The sequence below is a fragment of the Duganella levis genome (assembly GCF_009857605.1).
Classification (GTDB): Bacteria; Pseudomonadota; Gammaproteobacteria; order Burkholderiales; family Burkholderiaceae_D; genus Rugamonas; species Rugamonas levis.
The window spans coordinates 1-18,127 of record NZ_WWCT01000044.1 but is presented as its reverse complement, the minus strand read 5'-3'; the positions used below and the strand labels follow the sequence as shown (position 1 = coordinate 18,127).

The following is an 18,127-nucleotide window of genomic DNA, read 5'->3' as shown; positions in this document are numbered from 1 at the left end:
GGTGCCGGTGCCGGTGCCGGCCGCCACCCCGCGTGGGCCGACCCGCACGCCGTCCGCCGTTGATGCCGCAGCTGGGACAGGGCGCGGGGCGGGGCCGATGCTTGGTTTGCTGTTGCGCGAGTCGGGAGAGACGCTGATCGACCAGATCGTGCGCTCGGTGGCGGCGCGGATCGATGACCGCTTGCTGCGCGGCGGCGCGCGCATGCCGTCTATCCGGGCGTTTGCGGCGTCGCACGGCGTGTCGGCTTTCACCGTGGTAGCCGCCTACGACAAGCTGGTGGCCACCGGCTACCTGGAATCGCGCCGCGGCGCCGGCTTCTTCGTGCGTGAGCGGCCGGCGATGGCGCTTAATGCGGCCGATCTGGCGGCGGGGGGCGGCGCGTTCGGCGCGCTGGGCGCGGGCGGTGCATCGCGCGGCGCGCAATCCGGCTTCGACGCCAAGCCGATCGACGTGGTCTGGCTGGTGCGGAATATGTTCCGCCAGATGCCGCACCAGCAAATGCCCGGCTCCGGCGTGCTGCCGCCCGACTGGCTGGACGGCCCGACCATCGCCAACGCGCTACGCGCCGTCAGCCGCCAGAACCCGTCGTTATTATTAAGCTACGGCGTGCCGCAAGGCTTCCTGCCGCTGCGCCAGCAGTTGCAGCACAAATTGGCCGAACTGGAAATCGCCGCCGCACCCGAGCAGATTATTACCACCGTCGGCGTAACCCAGGCGCTGGACCTGGTGGCGCGCGAATTCAGTCGCCCCGGCGACACCATCTTCGTCGACGACCCGGCGTGGTTCCTGATGTTTGGCTCCTTCGCCGCGCTGGGCGCCAAGGTGGTCGGCATCCCGCGCCTGGGCGATGGCCCGGACATCGCGCGGCTGGCCGAACTGGCGGCGCTGCACAAGCCCAAGCTGTACATCATCAACTCGGTGCTGCACAACCCCAGTTCCACCTCGCTGTCGGCAGCCAAGGCGTTCCAGGTGCTGCGGCTGGCCGAGGAGCATGACTTCATCATCGTGGAAGACGATATCTACTGCGACCTGCACCCCGGCAGCGCGGTGCAGCCGGCCACGCGGCTATCGGCGCTGGATCAGTTGCAGCGGGTGATCTACCTGAGCGGCTTCTCCAAGACCATGGCCGCCAACCTGCGGGTCGGCTTCATCGCCACCTCGCCGGAGCGCGCCGAGCGCCTGGCAGACCGCAAGATGCTGTCGACGCTGACCACCAGCGATATCGGCGAACGGGTCGTGTATAAAGTGCTGTCCGAAGGCTCCTACCGCAAACACGCCGACCGCCTGCGCGCGCGGCTGGACGGCATCCGCGCCAAGACGCTGCGCCAGATGGAGCGCGTCGGCCTGAAAGTGGACGGTTCGCCGTCGGCCGGCATGTTCGTCTGGGCCGATGCCGGCTGCGACACCAATGTGCTGACCGAGCGCGCCATGGCGCAGAACCTGCTGCTGGCGCCGGGCAGCCTGTTCTCGCCCAAGCAGCTGCCATCGACCCGCATGCGGCTCAACGTGGCGGCGATGCAGGAGCCGGCCGTGTGGCGTTTCCTTGAACGGGAGCTCAGTTGACCATCCCGGGTCTTGAAAAGCCTCTTATAATCCCCACTTTCATGAAATCTTAACCAAAAGACTATTCCAAACAAAATGGCTGACACCGAAAAACAAACCCTAGGATTCCAGGCCGAAGTGAAACAGCTGCTGCAGCTGATGATTCACTCCCTGTACTCGAACAAAGAGATCTTCCTGCGCGAATTGATCTCCAACGCCTCCGACGCTTCGGACAAGCTGCGTTTTGAAGCGATCAACAACGACGCCCTGTACGGCAACGACCATGAGCTGAAAATCAAGGTCTCGTTCGACAAGGCTGCGCGCACCATCACCATCTCCGACAACGGCATCGGCATGAGCCGCGAAGAAGCCATCTCGCACCTGGGCACCATCGCCAAGTCGGGCACCAAGGAATTCTTCGGCAAGCTGTCGGGCGACCAGCAGCAGGACGCGGCCCTGATCGGCCAGTTCGGCGTTGGCTTCTACTCGGGCTTCATCGTCGCCGACAAGATCACCGTCGAAACCCGCCGCGCCGGCGCGCCAGCGTCGGAAGGCGTGCGCTGGGAGTCGGAAGGCCAGGGCGACTATTCGATCGAGCAGATCGAAAAAGTCGGCCGTGGCACCGACATCATCCTGCACCTGCGCGAAGGCGAGGACGAGCTGCTGTCGTCGTGGAAGATCCAGTCTATCATCCGTAAATACTCCGACCACATCTCGCTGCCGATCGTGATGCAGAAAGAAGAATGGGACGAAGAGAAGAAGGAAACCGTCGCCAAGGACGAACTGGAAACCGTCAACCAGGCCAGCGCGCTGTGGGCCCGCAGCAAATCCGACATCACGCCGGAGCAGTACGACGAGTTCTATAAACACGTGTCGCACGACTTCGCCGCGCCGCTGACGCACACCCACAACCGCGTGGAAGGCCGCAGCGAATACACCCAGCTGCTGTACATCCCGGCCAAGGCGCCGTTCGACCTGTGGGACCGCAACAAGCGTGGCGGCATCAAGCTGTACGTCAAGCGCGTGTTCATCATGGACGATGCCGAGCAGCTGATGCCGACCTATCTGCGCTTCGTCAAAGGCGTGATCGACTCGGCCGACCTGCCGCTGAACGTCTCGCGCGAGATTTTGCAGGAGTCGCGCGACGTCAAGGTGATTCGCGATGGTTCGACCAAGCGCGTGATCGGCATGCTGGAAGAACTGGCCAACGCCGACGAGCAAGAGAAGAAAGACAAGTACCAGACCTTCTGGACCGAATTCGGCCAGGTGCTGAAAGAGGGCATCGGCGAAGACGCGACCAACAAGGACCGTCTGGCCAAGCTGCTGCGCTTTGCTTCGACCGCCAACGACAACGACCAGCAAATCACCTCGCTGGAGCAGTATCTGTCGCGCGTCAAGGAAGGCCAGGACAAGATCTACTACGTGACCGCCGATAACTACATCGCCGCGAAAAACAGCCCGCACCTGGAAATCTTCCGCAAGAAGGGCGTCGAAGTGCTGCTGCTGACCGACCGCGTGGACGAGTGGATGCTGTCGTTCCTGACCGAGTTCGAAGGCAAGGAGCTGGTATCGGTGGCCAAAGGCGGCCTGGATCTGGGCGCACTGGAAGATGAAGCCGAGAAGAAGGAACACGAAGAGACCGAAACCTCGTACAAGGATCTGGTCGGGAAAATGAAGGAAGCGCTGGCCGACAAAGCCAAGGACGTGCGCGTGACCTTCCGCCTGACCGATTCGCCAGCCTGCCTGGTGGCGGACGAGAACGAGCTGTCGGGTAACCTGCTGCGCATGCTGAAGGCGGCCGGCCAGGATGCGCCGGAATCCAAGCCTATCCTGGAAATCAATCCGGACCACCCGCTGGTGCAGCGCCTGAAAAACGAAGACGTGGCCAGCTCCTTCAGCGACTGGTCCAACATCCTGTTCGATCAGGCCTTGCTGGCCGAAGGCGGTTCGCTGAGCGACCCGGCCACTTTCGTCAAGCGCCTGAACGAGCTGTTGTTGGCAAAATAAGCGCTGCCGCGCCCCGGCCTGTTGTGATACTTTATGGTTTCACAATATTCCGGGGCGTCCATGAAGAAATCCGCATTGACGCTGGTCCTGGTGGCCGGCGTTTTTTCCATCCACGCCAGCATGGCGCAACAAGCGCCGCTCTATCCCGCGCTGCCGAGCGAAACGCCGGAAGAATTCAAGGCGCCGGTCGATAGCTTCGACTTCGTCCGCCGCACGGTGATGATACCGATGCGCGACGGCGTCAAACTCAATACTGTCCTGCTTATCCCGCGCAAGGCCAATCACGCGCCGATGCTGTTGACGCGCACGCCGTACAACGCCGCCGACATGACCGCGCATGCGGAAAGCTCGCAGATGGAATCGGTCCTGCTGGGCTATGACAATATGCCGGACGTGATCGTCAAGGGCGGCTATATCCGCGTGGTGCAGGATGTGCGCGGCAAATACGGCTCCGAGGGCGATTACGTGATGAACCGGCCGATGGCCGGCACGCCGTTCAATCCGACGCCGGTCGATCACTCCACCGACACCTGGGACACGCTCGATTGGCTCAGCAAGAATGTGCCGGAGTCGAACGGCAAGGTGGGCATCATCGGCGGTTCGTATGACGGCTATCTGCCGCTGATCGCGCTGGTCAATCCGCATCCGGCGCTGAAGGTGGCGGTGCCGATGAATCCCATGGTGGACGGCTGGCGCGGCGACGACTGGTTCCACAACGGCGCGTTCCGGCAGATTAACCTGTCCTACATCATGGAGCAGGTGGTCACGCGCCGCAACGACGCGCACTGGTTCACCAGCCATTACGACGATTACGATACTTTCATGCGCGCCGGCTCGGCCGGGGAGCTGGCACGCCAGCGCGGCGTCGAGCAGAGTGGCTTCTGGCGCAAGCTGGCGGCCCATCCTGCCTATGACGAATTCTGGCAAAGCCAGGCCGTCGATACCCTGCTGGCCAAGCAGCCGGTGACGGTGCCGACGCTGCTGGTGCACAGCCTGTGGGACGCGGAAGATATCTACGGCGCCATTGCGGTCTACAAGGCGATCAAGCCGAACGACAAGGACAACAAGGTGTTCCTGGCAATGGGGCCGTGGAATCACGGCGGCCAGGATGGCGACGGCAGCAAGCTGGGACCGATCCGCTTCAACAGCGACACGGGGCTGCACTTCCGCGAAGAGGTGCTGATGCCGTTCCTCGAGCGCTATCTGAAGGACGAGCCGTCGCCGGAAGCGCTGGCGGCCAAGATCGCACCGGTGACGGCGTTCGAGACCGGCACCAACAAATGGCGCGCGCTGAATAGCTGGCCGGCCGGCTGCGTCAGCGGCTGCTTTATCGCGCCGGGCACGCTGAAGTTGTCGGCCGACGGCAAGGCGACGCTGACCAATACCGCGCCGGTCACGCTGTCCAAGCCCGCGCAGAGAAATGACTACGATGAATATGTGGCCGATCCGGCCAAGCCGGTGCCGTACCGCCAGCGGCCGATTCCGCCGTATGGCTACGACGAGGCCAAGGGCCAGACCTGGCCGCGCTGGCTGGTGGACGATCAGCGCGAAGCTTCCGGCCGCACCGATGTGCTGACCTACACCACCGGCGTGCTGACGGCGCCGGTGAAGATCAGCGGCGAACCGGTGGCGCACCTGCTGGCTTCCACCAGCGGCACGGATGCCGACTGGGTGGTCAAGCTGATCGACGTCTATCCGGACCAGGTGGCGGCGCAGCCGGAGATGGGCGGCTATCAGCTGATGATTTCGGCCGATATCTTCCGTGGCCGCTATCGCGAGGGTTTTGCCACGGCCAGGCCGATTGCCGCCGACAAGGCGCTGCCTTACAACTTTGCGCTGCCGACGGCCAATCACGTGTTCCTGCCGGGGCACCGCATCATGGTGCAGATCCAGTCCAGCTGGTTCCCGCTGTACGACCGCAACCCGCAGACCTTCGTGCCGAATATCTTCTACGCGAAGCCGGCGGATTACAAGAAGGCGACCCAGCGCATCTACCACGACAGCTTTATCGAACTGCCGTTGGTAGGCGCCAGCGTGAAATAGCGTCAGGTCTTGTTGCGGCGGCGCCGCGCCAGCATCAGCATGGCCGGCAGGCCTATGCCCAGCATGGCGAAGCTGCCCGGCTCCGGCACGGCGCTTATCGGCGCCAGCGCCAGGAAGCCGCGAATCTCGCCGGCAGGATAGCTGGTGCTGTGGATATTGAGGTAGGCCTGGCCGGCATTCAGCCCGGCCAGGAAGGCCGCTTCGGCGCCGGCCGTGGTGCCGCCGTTAGCGCTCAGGAAGGCGGGATTCCAGCTGGCCGCCAGCGAGGTGTTGAAGGAATGGCTGTAGGCGCCGGTCTGCACGCCCAGCGGAAAGTCGCCGAAGGTCGGCGTCTCGGTGGCGACACCGGCGGTGCCCAGACCCGGCGCATCGGTGCAGCAGTGGATGTGGGCTGCGGTGCTGTCGCCCAGCAGTGCGCTGAAGGCGGCGTTGACCACCAGCACGTGGGTGCCGGCGTCGAACTGCACCGCCGCCGCGCCGATCCCGGTCGAGGTATTGGGCGGCGCTTCCTTTGGCCCGGTGAGAATGGTGGTATAGGTGGCCGCACTGGCTGTGCCGACGGCCGCCGTGGCGGCGCACAGCATTGCTGCCGCTGTCCAGGTGCTGATGCGTTGTTGAGTCATGATGTTCCTCCCAAGTGTTTAGCTTAGAGAGGGCCGCCGCGCTCAAGTTCCGTCGTCAGAGTTCGGTACGCAGCGCGAACAGTTCTGGGAATAGCACCACGTCCAGCATCTTGCGCAGGTAGCTGACGCCGGCCGTGCCGCCGGTGCCGGTCTTGAAGCCGATGATGCGCTCAACCGTGGTGACATGGCGGAAGCGCCAGAAGCGGAACGCGGTTTCCATGTCCACCAGTTTTTCAGCCAGCTCGTACAGCGCCCAGTAGCGCGTGGTGTCGCCGTAGACTTGCAACCAGGCCTGCTGCACCGAGGCGTCGGCCACGGTCGGCAGGGCCGGGTCGGCGTTCAGGCGTTCGGCGGAAATCGGCAGGCCGTGACGCGCCAGCAGGTGGATCGCTTCGGCGTACAGCGACGGCGTATTCAGCGACTCTTCCAGCAGCGGGAATTCCGGCGTGCCGGCGTGGACGTTGAGCAGCGCGGCGTTCTTGTTCCCCAGGATGAATTCAATCTCGCGGTACTGGTAGGACTGGAAGCCGGACGAGGCGCCCAGGTAAGGGCGGATGGCGGTGTATTCGGGCGGCGTCATGGTGGCCAGCACGTCCCAGGCGTGCACCAGCTGGTCCATGATGCGGGCCACGCGGGCCAGCATCTTGAAGGCCGGCGGCAGGTCGCCGGCGCGCAGGTGGATGCGCACGGCGCGCATCTCGTGCAGCATCAGCTTCATCCACAGTTCGCTGGTCTGGTGCTGGACGATGAACAGCATCTCATTATGGTTGGGCGACAGCGGGTGCTGGGCGTGCAGGATTTTTTCCAGGCCCAGGTAGTCGCCGTAACTCATCTTGTTACTGAAGTCCATTTGCGCGCCATGCCACTCGGCGTCGCCGGCTGGCGCGGTCGCATGCATCGGACAGCCGCTGGCGGGTTTGTTTTCGCTCATATTGTTTATCTCGTTTTCAGGTGACGGCGTCGCGCTTGGCGTCGACGTTGTAGTCCTGGCGGTCCAGGATGTCGCGCAGGATCTCGACCGCATCCCACACGTCGGCGTAGCTGGTGTACAGCGGCGTAAAGCCGAAGCGCATGATGGCCGGTTCGCGGTAGTCGCCGATGACGCCGCGCGCGATCAGGGCCGCCATCACCGCATAGCCGTGCGGATGGGTGAAGCTGACCTGGCTGCCGCGGCGCGCATGCTCGCGCGGCGTCACGAGCGCCAGCGGATGGCTGCCGCAGCGGGCTTCCACCAGTTCGATGAACAGGTCGGTCAACGCCAGCGACTTGGCGCGGATGGCGGCCATGCTGGTCTGGTGGTGCACGTCGAGGCCGCATTCGACCATCGCCAGCGAGACGATGGGCTGGGTGCCGCACAGCGCGCGGCCGATGCCGTCGGTCGGCGTATAGTGCGGCGCCATGGCGAACGGCGCGGCGTGACCCCACCAGCCGGACAGCGGCTGCTGGAAGGCGGCCTGGTGTTTCTTCGGCACCCAGATGAAGGCCGGCGCGCCGGGGCCGCCGTTCAGGTATTTATAGGTGCAGCCCACGGCCAGGTCGGCGCCGTCGGCGTTCAGGTCGACCGGCACGGCGCCGGCCGAGTGCGCCAGATCCCAGACGATCAGCGCGCCGTTCGCGTGGGCGAGGGCGCTGGTGGTCTGCATGTCGTATTGATAACCGGTGCGGTAGTTGACGTGGGTCAGCATGACGACGGCCGTGTCGGCGCCGATGACGGCCGGCAGTTCGTCCGGGCTGTCGATCAGTTTGATGCTGTAACCCCGGTCCAGCCACTTGGTCAGGCCTTCGGCCATATAGATATCGGTCGGGAAGTTGGCGCGTTCGGTGACGATGACGCGGCGGCCGGCCTCGGCCGACTGCATGTGCAGCGCGGCGGCCAGCGCTTTGAACAGGTTGACGGAAGTTGTATCCGTGACCACTACTTCGCCGTCCAGGCCGCCGATCAGCGGGGCCAGTCGGTTACCGAGGCGTTTAGGCAGGTCGAACCAGCCGGCGCTATTCCAGCTGCGGATCAGGTCGTGCCCCCATTCCTGGGCGATGACGTGCTGGGCGCGGGCGAGGGCGGCTTTAGGGCGGGCGCCGAGAGAGTTGCCATCCAGATAAATAACGCCGGCAGGCAGGTCGAACTGATCGCGAAGCGGGGCCAGGGCGTCTTCGGCGTCGCGTTCCAGGCAGTGGGTGCGGGTTGTCATTGGGGTAATTGCTTGAGGAGAAAGTTGAAGTTTAACCCAAAAAGCCGGGGTCAGCCCCCCCCTGCGGGTCTGACCCCAAGCGCAGTAAACCCGCATGAATACTCGCTTTCCGGGGTTTTTGAAATTATTTTCGATTTTTTTCAAAAAACCCCTAAAGTTCCCTCAATCACTGCCGTTACCAGTTTCAAGATGCGCAGAAAACCGTGCATCGCTAATCCGGCGGTAGGGGCGAAAAAATTTAAAAATATTTCGCAAAAACCCTAAAGTTCCTCAAAAGGCTGCCGTTACCGGTTTAGATGTCGCAAAAAAGAGTCGCTTTGCCGCTTTATTTTTCGATTTAAAAAGGGATGTTTTGAAAACTTGTATCCCGCAAGAAACCTACGCCGCAAGGGCGTGGAGACCGATCTGCGAGTGTTTGTAAGACAAACACCGACAGGTCGCACCCGCTATTTCCCGACCTAAAATACGGAGAGTCACCTCTTCTCCGCTTTTTGTTGCTCAAGCAGAATGTATCTCAATGGAAACGCAAACGTGTTCCAACGAGAGAAAAACGCTAGGAGTGGGAAAATGACTGCAAACGATATGATGGCCGAAATTCGCGACGCCAACCTGAGCTACCTGATGCTGGCTCAGCAGATGATCCGCGCCGACAAAGTCACCGCAATCTTCCGTCTCGGCATCGCTGCTGAAATCGCCGACCTGATCGAAGGCATGAGCAACGCGCAGATTCTCAAACTGGCAGGCGGCAACATGATGCTGGCCCGCTTCCGCTTCGACGACAGCGCCATCCTGTCGATGCTGACGAACTACAACAAAGACCGCGTGCTGGCCCAGTCGCACGCCGCCATCCTGATGGCCGGCCAGCCGGTCGAAGAAATCGTTTAATCGTCAGGAGCTCAGATCATGGCCGCCAAGAAAAGCGTTGTAACGGAAGCCCAGGAAATCCAGCTGGCCATCGAACTGATCCAGTTGGGCGCCCGCCTGCAACTGCTGGAGTCGGAAGTGTCGCTGTCGCGCGAACGCCTGCTCAAGCTGTACAAAGAGCTGAAGGGTGTATCGCCGCCGAAAGGTATGCTGCCGTTCTCGACCGACTGGTTCCTGACCTGGCAACCGAATATCCATTCCTCGCTGTTCATCAACATCCATAGCTTCCTAGTGACCCACGCCGGCGCCACGGGCGTTGAAGCGGTGATGAAGGCCTACAAGCTGTACCTCGAACAAATGCCGCCGGAACCGGGCGAAGAACCGCTGCTGTCGCTGACCCGCGCCTGGACCCTGGTGCGCTTCTTCAGCAGCAAAATGCTGGAAACCGCCCCATGCGGCAAATGCCAGGGCAAATTCGTGGTCAACGCCATGGACCTGCATGGCAGCTACGTTTGCGGCCTGTGTCACATGCCGTCGCGCGCCGGCAAGACCAAAAAAGCACGCGAAGTCGAGGCGCTGGCCGCCTAAGTCGTGCAATCGCGGGCATAATACGCCGCGTGAACTTACCTTCCTTGCAACGCATCGCCCGCGCGCCCGCCGTGCAGGCCATGCTGATCCAGTGCGGCGCCATGCCGCTCACGCTGGCCATCATTTATGTGATGGCCAGTTTTCGTTTCCCCGTCGATTATCTGACCGTGGCCGTAGTGCAGGGCCTGCTGGCGGCCGCGCTCACCTGGAAGCTGGCGCTGGCGGCCTGGTGGCGCGCGATCCAGCTGCTGTTTCCGCTGGCGGTGCTGGCCGCGTTGGCGCTGAACCTGCCATCGTGGCTGTTCGGCGCGGTGTTTTTGCTGCTGTTGGGCTGGTACTGGTCGACGTTCCGCACCCAGGTGCCGTATTACCCGTCCGGTCCGGCCGTGTGGGATGCGGTACGACAGCTGTTGCCGACCCGCCAAGGCGCTGCGCCACGCGTGATCGATATCGGTAGCGGCCTCGGCGGCCTGACCCTGTACCTGGCGCGGGTGCGGCCGGACGCCGAGGCCATCGGCATCGAGCTGGCGCCGCTGCCGTGGCTGGTCAGCTGGCTGCGGGCACGGTTGGTCGGCAGTCGTGCCCGCTTCCTGCGGGGCGACTACGAAAGCCTGGATTTTAGCCAGTTCGACATGGTATTTGCTTATCTGTCACCAGCTGCCATGTCCGGATTGTGGCGCAAGGCGGCCGCTGAAATGTGTCCTGGTTCGATGCTTGTGAGCTATGAATTTGTCATTGAGGAAAGAACACCAGATAGCATCATTAGAGCCACAGAGCGCGAAATTCCCCTCTATATATGGTACTTTTAAGCATCATTTGACGTTATTCACTTGCCCGCTCCCCCTTAGTCAGGCTATTGTAGTTCTATATGTAAATTCTTGAAAAACCGGCCCACTTCGTCACAATTCGGCCGGTTTTCGCTCTGGGGAGTCAGAACACTTGTTAGTCATCATCGGATATGTAGTGGTCCTGCTCGGCGTGTTCGGCGGCTATGCCGCCAGCGGCGGGCACATGGCCGTGCTGATTCAGCCGCTGGAGCTGGTCATGATCGGCGGCGGCGCTGTCGGCGCCTTCCTGGTCGGTAACAACGGCAAGACCCTGAAAGCCACGCTGGGCGCGATTCCGACCCTGTTCAAGGGTTCGCGCTACACCAAAGACCTGTACATGGAACTGATGTCGCTGCTGTTCGACGTGCTGTCCAAGGTCCGCAAGGAAGGCCTGATGTCGATCGAAGGCGATATCGACAGCCCGGAGCAAAGTCCGCTGTTCAGCAAGTACCCGAGCGTGCTGGAAGACCATCACATCGTCGAATTCATGACCGATTACCTGCGCCTGATGGTGTCGGGGAATATGGATGCGTTCCAGATCGAGAACCTGATGGACATGGAGATCGAGACCCACCACCACGAGGGCGCCGCACCGGCCCACGCCATCGCCAAGCTGGGCGACGGCATGCCGGCGTTCGGTATCGTGGCGGCGGTGATGGGCGTGGTGCACACCATGGAATCGGTGGGCTTGCCGCCGGCCGAGCTGGGCATCCTGATCGCGCACGCGCTGGTCGGTACCTTCCTCGGTATTCTGCTGGCCTACGGCTTCGTCGGTCCGCTGTCCAGCCTGCTGGAACAGAAGCTGGAAGAGTCGACCAAAATGTACCAGTGCGTGAAAGTCACGCTGTTGGCCAGCTTGAACGGCTACGCGCCGGCGCTGGCGGTGGAATTCGGCCGCAAGGTGCTGTACTCGACCGAGCGCCCGACCTTCAACGAGCTGGAAGACCACATCAAGAAATCCAAGTCGAAGTAAGCCATGCCGCGCAATTTCACTAGTTTAAGGATGAATCATGGCTGAAGAGGGATTGCGGCCGATTATCGTCAAGCGCATCAAGAAGGGCGGCGGCGGTCACCACGGCGGCGCCTGGAAGATCGCCTACGCCGACTTCGTGACGGCGATGATGGCGTTCTTCCTGCTGATGTGGTTGCTGGGTTCGACCACCAAGGGCGACCTCAACGGCATCTCCGAATACTTTAAAACGCCGCTGAAAGTGGCGATGGGCGGCGGCTCCGGCAGCGGCGACAGCTCGTCGGTGATCAAGGGCGGCGGCAAGGACTTGACCCGTACCGACGGCCAGGTCAAGGCCAGCGACGATCCGCAGGTCAAGAAGACCTATAACTTGACGGCCGCCAAGGCCGCCATGGAAGCGGAAGAAAACCAGCGCCTGAAAGCGCTCAAAGAACGGATCGAGAACAAGATCGAGGCCAACCCGCTGCTGAAGAAATACAAGGACCAGCTGCTGCTGGACATCACCAGCGAAGGCTTGCGGATCCAGATCGTCGACGAGCAGAACCGGCCGATGTTCGCGCTGGCCAAGGCCGAGCTGCAACCGTACACCAAGGACATCCTGCACGAGATTGGCTTCGTGCTGAACGACGTGCCGAACCGCATCAGCCTGTCCGGCCACACCGATTCGACGCCGTATATGAGCGACGCCGGCTACAGCAACTGGGAATTGTCGGCCGACCGCGCCAACGCCTCGCGCCGCGAGCTGATCGTCGGCGGCATGCAGGATTCCAAGGTCTTGCGTGTGGTCGGGCTGGCCTCGGCCATCAACCTCGACAAAGCCGATCCGTTCAATCCGATCAACCGCCGCATCAGCATCGTCGTCATGAACCGCAAGGCCGAAGACAATGTGCTGCGCGACGGCCGCAAGATCGAGGTCGGCGACGCCGAGGATGCTGCCGAGATCGCCCCCGCAGCGGCGGCCCAGGGCAAGCCGTCCGGCCCGCCGGTCCGCAAATAAGCCAGTAGAAGTAAACAGAAGTAAACGAGACTGTTATGACGAGAAAAAAAATTCTGGGGTCCCACGTCAAGCGCCTGCTGTCCGGCGTGGCTGACCACGGTCGCCGGCATCTGACCGAAGTCGAGACCGACCTGATCCAGACCGGCCTGCTGCTGGAGGAAGCGATTGAAAAGCTGTCCTTCAACTTCATGGCGATCCATAAGACGGTGGAGGCTGAGCAGGCCACCATCCAGCTGCTGCTGCGAGGCGGCACCGCGACCCCCGAGCAGCGCGCCCAACTGGAGGCGCTGCAAGGGCAGGTCGGCGGCTATGTGAATGCCGCCATCACCAGCCTGCAATTCCAGGACATGACCAGCCAGCTGCTGGACCGCACGCTGAAACGCGTGACCGGCTTGCGCGAGTTCCTCGGCACGCTGGGCGCCCATGGCGACGAGATGCTGCCCGAGAGCGACAACGAACAGATCGTCGAGCTGCTGGGCAAGGTCAGCATGGCGCTGGCGATACAGAGTTTGGAATTGCGCAGCGTGTTGCGCAAGGCAGTCAGTCAGCAACACCTGGAGAGCGGCGACATCGAGCTGTTCTAACAACTATATAACGTGATTTACAAGAGAGATAAAGATGGCCAAGACTATACTTGCAGTTGATGATTCCAGCTCCCTGCGCCAGATGGTGGCGTTCAGCCTGAAGGCGGCCGGCTACCAGGTGGTGGAAGCGGTAGACGGCCAGGAAGGCCTGGAAAAAGCCAAGCTGCAGAACGTCGACCTGGTGCTGACCGACCAGAATATGCCGCGCATGGACGGCCTGCAACTGATCAAGCTGCTGCGCGAGCTGCCGAGCTACGCCAAGACTCCCATCCTGATGCTGACCACCGAATCGTCCGACGAGATGAAGGCCAAGGGCCGCGCCGCCGGCGCCAATGGCTGGCTGGTCAAACCTTTCGATCCGCAGCGGCTGATCGAAGTCGTCAAAAAGGTCATCGGCTGATAAGGCGTCATGATGCGAAGCGAACGTAACGGAGTATCCCCATGACCATCGATATAAGCCAGTTTTATCAGGTCTTTTTCGATGAGGCCGAGGAGCTGCTGGCTGAAATGGAGCGGCTGCTGCTGGCCGTCGATCTGGACGCCCCCGATGCCGAGGATCTGAACGCGATCTTCCGCACCGCCCACTCGGTCAAGGGCGGCGCCTCCACGTTTGGCGTGACCGACATGAGCGAAATCACGCACGTGCTGGAAACCCTGCTGGACCGCATCCGCAAAGGCGAGATGGCGTTGACCGGCGAACACGTGGACGCCTTCCTGGCCGCCAAGGACATCCTCAAGATGCAGCTGGACGGTCACCGTCTGGGCAGCGCCGTCGATCAGGACGCGGTCGGCAATGTGCGCATGATGCTGCAATCGCTGGCGCAGGACGTGCCGGTGGTGGCGCTGGCGCCGGTCGCGCCGGCCTACAATGCGGTCGAAACCAAGGTGGTCGATCACAGCGGCGGCCGCCGCTACCGCCTGGAACTGCCGGCCATGCCGCACCGCGAGGTGCAGGCGCTGGGCGAGGAACTGGGCCTGATGGGCCACGTCTCGATCACGCCGCTGGACAAGGACCGCAACGCCATGCTGGTCACCACGCATGAGAGCCTGGACGACGTCATTGCCATCTGCTCCTTCGTGCTGAATCCGGACGACATGATTGTCACCGAACTGCCGGCGCTGGACGACGCGCAGGCGGAAAAGGAACGGGCCGCGCGCAACCAGGTCGAGGCTGACCTCGGTTACGGTTTCTTCGACACTACCGAACTCAAGCCCGCCGCCGCCGGCGAGGGCTATGGCTTCTTCCAGCCGCTGGACGAAATCCGCGCCAACGCCGCCGCCGGCAGCGAAGATGCGCAGGGCTACGGCTTCTTCCAGCCGGTCGAACAGATCCGCGCCGCCGCCGGTATCGTGATCGAAACGCCGCCGGAAGAAGAAAAGAAAGTCGTCAAGAAGGAAGAGAAGGAAAAAGAGAAGGCGCCTGCCCACGCCGGCGCCGAGTCGGCCTCGATTCGCGTCTCGATCGAGAAGGTCGACCAGCTGATCAACCTGGTCGGCGAGCTGGTCATCACGCAAGCGATGATCGAGCAGCGCGTCGATACGCTGGACCCGATGGTGCACGAGCGCCTGCTCAACAGCGTCGGCCAGCTGACCCGCAATACCCGCGACCTGCAGGAAGCGGTGATGTCGATCCGCATGATGCCGATGGACTTCGTGTTCTCGCGCTTCCCGCGCATGGTGCGCGACCTGGCGCACAAGCTGGGCAAGAAGGTCGACTTCATCACCAATGGCGCCGCCACCGAACTGGACAAGGGCCTGATCGAGCGCATCGTCGATCCGCTGACGCACCTGGTGCGCAACTCGATCGACCACGGCATCGAAATGCCGGAAGTGCGGCGCGCCGGCGGCAAGAGCGATGCCGGCCGTCTGTTCCTGTCGGCCTCGCACCAGGGCGGCAACATCATCATCGAAGTGTCGGATGACGGCGGCGGCTTGAACCGCGAGCGCATCCTGGCCAAGGCGGTGCAGAACGGCCTGCCGGTAACGGAAAACATGAGCGACGCCGAAGTCTGGCAGCTGATCTTCGCACCGGGCTTCTCGACTGCCGACGTGGTGACCGACGTGTCGGGACGCGGTGTCGGTATGGACGTGGTCAAGCGTAACATCACCGCCATGGGCGGCGTGGTCGACATCCGCTCGGCCAAGGGCTTCGGCACCACCATCTCGATTTCGTTGCCGCTGACACTGGCGATTCTGGATGGTATGTCGATCCGCGTCGGCGACGAGATTTATATCCTGCCGCTGGGCTTCGTGATCGAATCGCTGCAGCCGGTGCCGGAAGACGTCAAGGAAATCAGTGGCAAGGGCCGCGTCATCAAGGTGCGCGGCGAGTACCTGCCGCTGGTGCCGCTGCACCAGATGTTCGACATCGCGCCGCGCTTTACCGATCCGTGCCAGGGCATCGTCATCATCGTCGAGACCGACGGCCGCAAGGCCGGCCTGTTCGTCGACGACCTGGTCGGTCAGCAGCAGGTGGTGGTCAAGAACCTGGAATCCAATTACCGCAAAGTAGCCGGCATTTCCGGCGCAACCATCCTGGGCGACGGCGGCGTATCGCTGATCCTGGATGTGGCCGCGCTGATACGCTCGTCGCGCCAGCTGGCCGACGAATCAATTTTTTCTTCATAGGGGGCCATCATGGCAGAGATCCAATCCAACGTCGCACAGGCCAACGAAATCGCCGGCCACGAATACCTGGCCTTCAAGCTTGGTACGGAAGAGTACGGCATCGACATCCTGAAGGTGCAGGAAATCCGCGGCTACGAAGCGGTGACCCGCATCGCCAACGCGCCCGAGTTCATCAAGGGTGTGATCAATCTGCGCGGCATCATCATTCCGGTGGTGGACATGCGCATCAAGTTCAACCTCGGCGATCCGGTGTACGACCAGTTCACCGTGGTCATCATCCTCAACATCAACGGCCGCATCGTCGGCATGGTGGTGGACTCGGTGTCGGACGTGACCACGCTGACCCCGGAACAAGTGAAGCCGGCGCCGGAAATGGGCACCGCCTTCAGCACCGACTATATGATCGGCCTCGGCACCATCGACGAGCGCATGCTGATCCTGGTTAACATCGACAAGCTGATGTCCAGCCCGGAAATGGGTTTGATGGACCAGCTGGCGGCCGCTTAAGTTTCAGCCTAGCCCGCCCCGCCGGCGCCTCAACCCCGCGCCGGCCCCTTGCAGTACACGGACGTGTCCCAAAAAGAAGGACGCGCCGCCACACGACGATAGAGCACAGACAGAGGGGAGTACCACATGAACTTACGCGACTTCAAGATCGGCGCACGGCTGCGCATCGGTTTCGGCATTATTTTGCTGATCCTGGTGGCCATTGTGCTGATGACCAACTACCTTAATTACAGCAACAAAAACAAGCTGACCAAGGGACTGGAAACCGCGACGGCCAAGAACCTGCAAGCCGACGTGATGAAGAGTGCGATGCTGGAAACCGGTATCGCCATGCGTAACATCGGCCTGCAATCGGACGTCAGCCTGATGCAGAAGGAAGAGCAGAAAGTGAAAGACCAGCGCGCCCGTTACGAGAAGGCGCTGGCCGATCTGAAGGCGCTGGGCCTGAACGACAACGAGAAGAAAGTGCTGGCCGATATCAGCGTGCTGGACGCCGATACCAACACCGCCTTCAAGGAAGCCATCGGCCAGATTCTGGCGTTTAACAGCGAAGGCGGCGCCAAGGTGATTTCCGGCCGCATCGACCCGCTGAATACGCAGACGCTGGTGCAGATCAACAAGCTGGTCGCCATGCAGCGCGCCAATGCCGAGGAAGTGATGGACAGCTCGGTCACCTCGGACCGCGGCCTGATGGTGGTGCTGTTCGTGCTGGGCGGCGTGGCGGTGGCGCTGGGCGTGGTGTGCGCGACGATTATTACCCGTTCGATCACGGTGCCGTTGTCGGGCGCGGTGGAAGTGGCGCAGAAAGTGGCCAGCGGCGAACTGACCTCGGACGTGCAGGTCACCGGCCAGGATGAAACCAGCGAACTGTTGCAGGCGCTGAAGGACATGAACGAGAGCCTGGCCAAGACGGTGGGCGATGTGCGTACCGGCACTGAGTTGATTTCGACGGCGTCGCAGGAAATCGCGTCCGGCAATGCCGATTTGTCGGCCCGCACCGAATCGCAGGCCAGTTCGCTGGAAGAGACGGCGTCATCGATGGAAGAGCTGACCTCGACCGTCAAACAGAATGCCGACAATGCGCGCCAGGCCAATCAGTTGGCGGTATCGGCGTCGTCGGTGGCGGAGAAGGGCGGCACCGTGGTGTCGCAAGTGGTGCAGACCATGGGTTCGATTACCGAATCGTCGCGCAAGATTGCCGATATTATTTCGGTGATTGACGGTATCGCCTTCCAGACCAACATCCTGGCGCTGAATGCGGCGGTGGAAGCGGCCCGCGCCGGCGAGCAGGGCCGCGGCTTTGCGGTGGTGGCGTCGGAAGTGCGCAACCTGGCGCAGCGTTCGGCCGGTGCAGCCAAGGAAATTAAAGAGCTGATCACCGATTCGGTGGACAAGGTCGATGCCGGCAGCAAGCTGGTGGACGAGGCCGGCCAGACCATGGACCTGATCGTGACGTCGATCCGCCAGGTGGCCGACATCATGGGCGAGATTACCGCCGCTACCCAGGAGCAGAGCAACGGCATCGAGGAAGTCAATCAGGCGATTTCGCAGATGGACGAGATGACGCAGCAGAATGCGGCCCTGGTGGAAGAGGCGGCGGCGGCGGCGGAAAGCATGCAGGAGCAGGCCGAATTGCTGTCGCAGGCGGTCAGCATCTTCAAGCTGTCGCATGACACGGCTGTGCGCCGCGCACCGGCGCCGCAGCGCGCCGTGGCCAAGCCGGCCGCCGCGCCGAAACGGACGCCGGCCATTGCGGC

The 18,127-nt window shown here is 62.3% G+C and carries 17 protein-coding genes; 14 read left to right on the top strand and 3 right to left on the bottom strand.

Annotated features, from left to right (window positions below):
• The first annotated feature begins 97 nt into the window (after positions 1–97).
• From GTP69_RS29565 to GTP69_RS29555, 3 genes are all read left to right on the top strand, one after another.
• Positions 98–1,564: an aminotransferase-like domain-containing protein gene (locus GTP69_RS29565; RefSeq protein ID WP_161058211.1), complete on the top strand. Its 1,467-nt coding sequence runs from the start codon at positions 98–100 to the stop codon at positions 1,562–1,564.
• 75 nt (positions 1,565–1,639) lie between these two features.
• On the top strand, positions 1,640–3,550 hold the full coding sequence (gene htpG / locus GTP69_RS29560) for a molecular chaperone HtpG (RefSeq protein WP_161058210.1): 1,911 nt from the start codon (positions 1,640–1,642) through the stop codon (positions 3,548–3,550).
• Between the two features lie 60 nt (positions 3,551–3,610).
• Positions 3,611–5,593 (top strand): CocE/NonD family hydrolase, encoded by a 1,983-nt coding sequence (locus GTP69_RS29555; RefSeq protein WP_161058209.1) that lies wholly within the window; start codon positions 3,611–3,613, stop codon positions 5,591–5,593.
• Between the two features lie 2 nt (positions 5,594–5,595).
• Here the strand turns inward: GTP69_RS29555 and GTP69_RS29550 are convergent, their stop codons facing one another.
• The 3 genes from GTP69_RS29550 to kynU are packed head-to-tail and all read right to left on the bottom strand — an operon-like array spanning position 5,596 to position 8,405.
• Positions 5,596–6,216 (bottom strand): CHRD domain-containing protein, encoded by a 621-nt coding sequence (locus GTP69_RS29550; protein WP_229261209.1) that lies wholly within the window; start codon positions 6,214–6,216, stop codon positions 5,596–5,598.
• A gap of 55 nt (positions 6,217–6,271) precedes the next feature.
• Positions 6,272–7,147, bottom strand: coding sequence for a tryptophan 2,3-dioxygenase (gene kynA, locus GTP69_RS29545; RefSeq protein ID WP_161058208.1), 876 nt, complete (start codon positions 7,145–7,147; stop codon positions 6,272–6,274).
• 16 nt (positions 7,148–7,163) lie between these two features.
• Entirely contained in the window at positions 7,164–8,405 is a 1,242-nt protein-coding gene (gene kynU / locus GTP69_RS29540; protein WP_161058207.1) for a kynureninase, read from the bottom strand.
• Positions 8,406–8,429: 24 nt separating this feature from the next.
• On the opposite strand from kynU, the gene GTP69_RS29535 reads away from it, so the two are divergent.
• The 11 genes from GTP69_RS29535 to GTP69_RS29485 form a co-directional block, all read left to right on the top strand.
• Complete coding sequence (locus tag GTP69_RS29535) at positions 8,430–8,669, top strand: hypothetical protein (RefSeq protein WP_161058206.1); 240 nt, start codon at positions 8,430–8,432, stop codon at positions 8,667–8,669.
• A 303-nt stretch (positions 8,670–8,972) separates the two neighbouring features.
• Positions 8,973–9,290 (top strand): flagellar transcriptional regulator FlhD, encoded by a 318-nt coding sequence (flhD, locus tag GTP69_RS29530; RefSeq protein WP_090177486.1) that lies wholly within the window; start codon positions 8,973–8,975, stop codon positions 9,288–9,290.
• 18 nt (positions 9,291–9,308) lie between these two features.
• On the top strand, positions 9,309–9,857 hold the full coding sequence (gene flhC / locus GTP69_RS29525; protein WP_161048121.1) for a flagellar transcriptional regulator FlhC: 549 nt from the start codon (positions 9,309–9,311) through the stop codon (positions 9,855–9,857).
• An 80-nt stretch (positions 9,858–9,937) separates the two neighbouring features.
• The gene (locus GTP69_RS29520) at positions 9,938–10,666 is read left to right on the top strand and encodes a class I SAM-dependent methyltransferase (protein WP_161058212.1); all 729 of its coding nucleotides are present in this window, start codon (positions 9,938–9,940) and stop codon (positions 10,664–10,666) included.
• 130 nt (positions 10,667–10,796) lie between these two features.
• On the top strand, positions 10,797–11,657 hold the full coding sequence (gene motA, locus GTP69_RS29515) for a flagellar motor stator protein MotA (protein ID WP_110848821.1): 861 nt from the start codon (positions 10,797–10,799) through the stop codon (positions 11,655–11,657).
• A 37-nt stretch (positions 11,658–11,694) separates the two neighbouring features.
• Complete coding sequence (gene motB / locus GTP69_RS29510; RefSeq protein ID WP_161058205.1) at positions 11,695–12,651, top strand: flagellar motor protein MotB; 957 nt, start codon at positions 11,695–11,697, stop codon at positions 12,649–12,651.
• Positions 12,652–12,686: 35 nt separating this feature from the next.
• On the top strand, positions 12,687–13,235 hold the full coding sequence (locus GTP69_RS29505; RefSeq protein ID WP_161058204.1) for a chemotaxis protein: 549 nt from the start codon (positions 12,687–12,689) through the stop codon (positions 13,233–13,235).
• 34 nt (positions 13,236–13,269) lie between these two features.
• Positions 13,270–13,635 (top strand): response regulator, encoded by a 366-nt coding sequence (locus GTP69_RS29500; RefSeq protein WP_110848818.1) that lies wholly within the window; start codon positions 13,270–13,272, stop codon positions 13,633–13,635.
• A 41-nt stretch (positions 13,636–13,676) separates the two neighbouring features.
• On the top strand, positions 13,677–15,863 hold the full coding sequence (gene cheA, locus GTP69_RS29495; protein ID WP_161058203.1) for a chemotaxis protein CheA: 2,187 nt from the start codon (positions 13,677–13,679) through the stop codon (positions 15,861–15,863).
• 9 nt (positions 15,864–15,872) lie between these two features.
• On the top strand, positions 15,873–16,370 hold the full coding sequence (locus tag GTP69_RS29490; protein ID WP_161048115.1) for a chemotaxis protein CheW: 498 nt from the start codon (positions 15,873–15,875) through the stop codon (positions 16,368–16,370).
• A 126-nt stretch (positions 16,371–16,496) separates the two neighbouring features.
• A partial coding sequence (locus GTP69_RS29485) for a methyl-accepting chemotaxis protein (RefSeq protein WP_161058202.1) occupies positions 16,497–18,127 on the top strand: 1,631 nt, incomplete at its 3' end.

Bases quoted from the DNA above. Each gene is read 5' to 3' on its own strand.
- GTP69_RS29565 (WP_161058211.1), top strand. From the start codon at position 98: ATGCTTGGTTTGCTGTTGCGCGAGTCGGGAGAGACGCTGATCGACCAG.
- htpG (WP_161058210.1), top strand. From the start codon at position 1,640: ATGGCTGACACCGAAAAACAAACCCTAGGATTCCAGGCCGAAGTGAAA.
- GTP69_RS29555 (WP_161058209.1), top strand. From the start codon at position 3,611: ATGAAGAAATCCGCATTGACGCTGGTCCTGGTGGCCGGCGTTTTTTCC.
- GTP69_RS29550 (WP_229261209.1), bottom strand. From the start codon at position 6,216: ATGACTCAACAACGCATCAGCACCTGGACAGCGGCAGCAATGCTGTGC.
- kynA (WP_161058208.1), bottom strand. From the start codon at position 7,147: ATGAGCGAAAACAAACCCGCCAGCGGCTGTCCGATGCATGCGACCGCG.
- kynU (WP_161058207.1), bottom strand. From the start codon at position 8,405: ATGACAACCCGCACCCACTGCCTGGAACGCGACGCCGAAGACGCCCTG.
- flhD (WP_090177486.1), top strand. From the start codon at position 8,973: ATGACTGCAAACGATATGATGGCCGAAATTCGCGACGCCAACCTGAGC.
- flhC (WP_161048121.1), top strand. From the start codon at position 9,309: ATGGCCGCCAAGAAAAGCGTTGTAACGGAAGCCCAGGAAATCCAGCTG.
- GTP69_RS29520 (WP_161058212.1), top strand. From the start codon at position 9,938: ATGCTGATCCAGTGCGGCGCCATGCCGCTCACGCTGGCCATCATTTAT.
- motB (WP_161058205.1), top strand. From the start codon at position 11,695: ATGGCTGAAGAGGGATTGCGGCCGATTATCGTCAAGCGCATCAAGAAG.
- GTP69_RS29505 (WP_161058204.1), top strand. From the start codon at position 12,687: ATGACGAGAAAAAAAATTCTGGGGTCCCACGTCAAGCGCCTGCTGTCC.
- GTP69_RS29500 (WP_110848818.1), top strand. From the start codon at position 13,270: ATGGCCAAGACTATACTTGCAGTTGATGATTCCAGCTCCCTGCGCCAG.
- cheA (WP_161058203.1), top strand. From the start codon at position 13,677: ATGACCATCGATATAAGCCAGTTTTATCAGGTCTTTTTCGATGAGGCC.
- GTP69_RS29490 (WP_161048115.1), top strand. From the start codon at position 15,873: ATGGCAGAGATCCAATCCAACGTCGCACAGGCCAACGAAATCGCCGGC.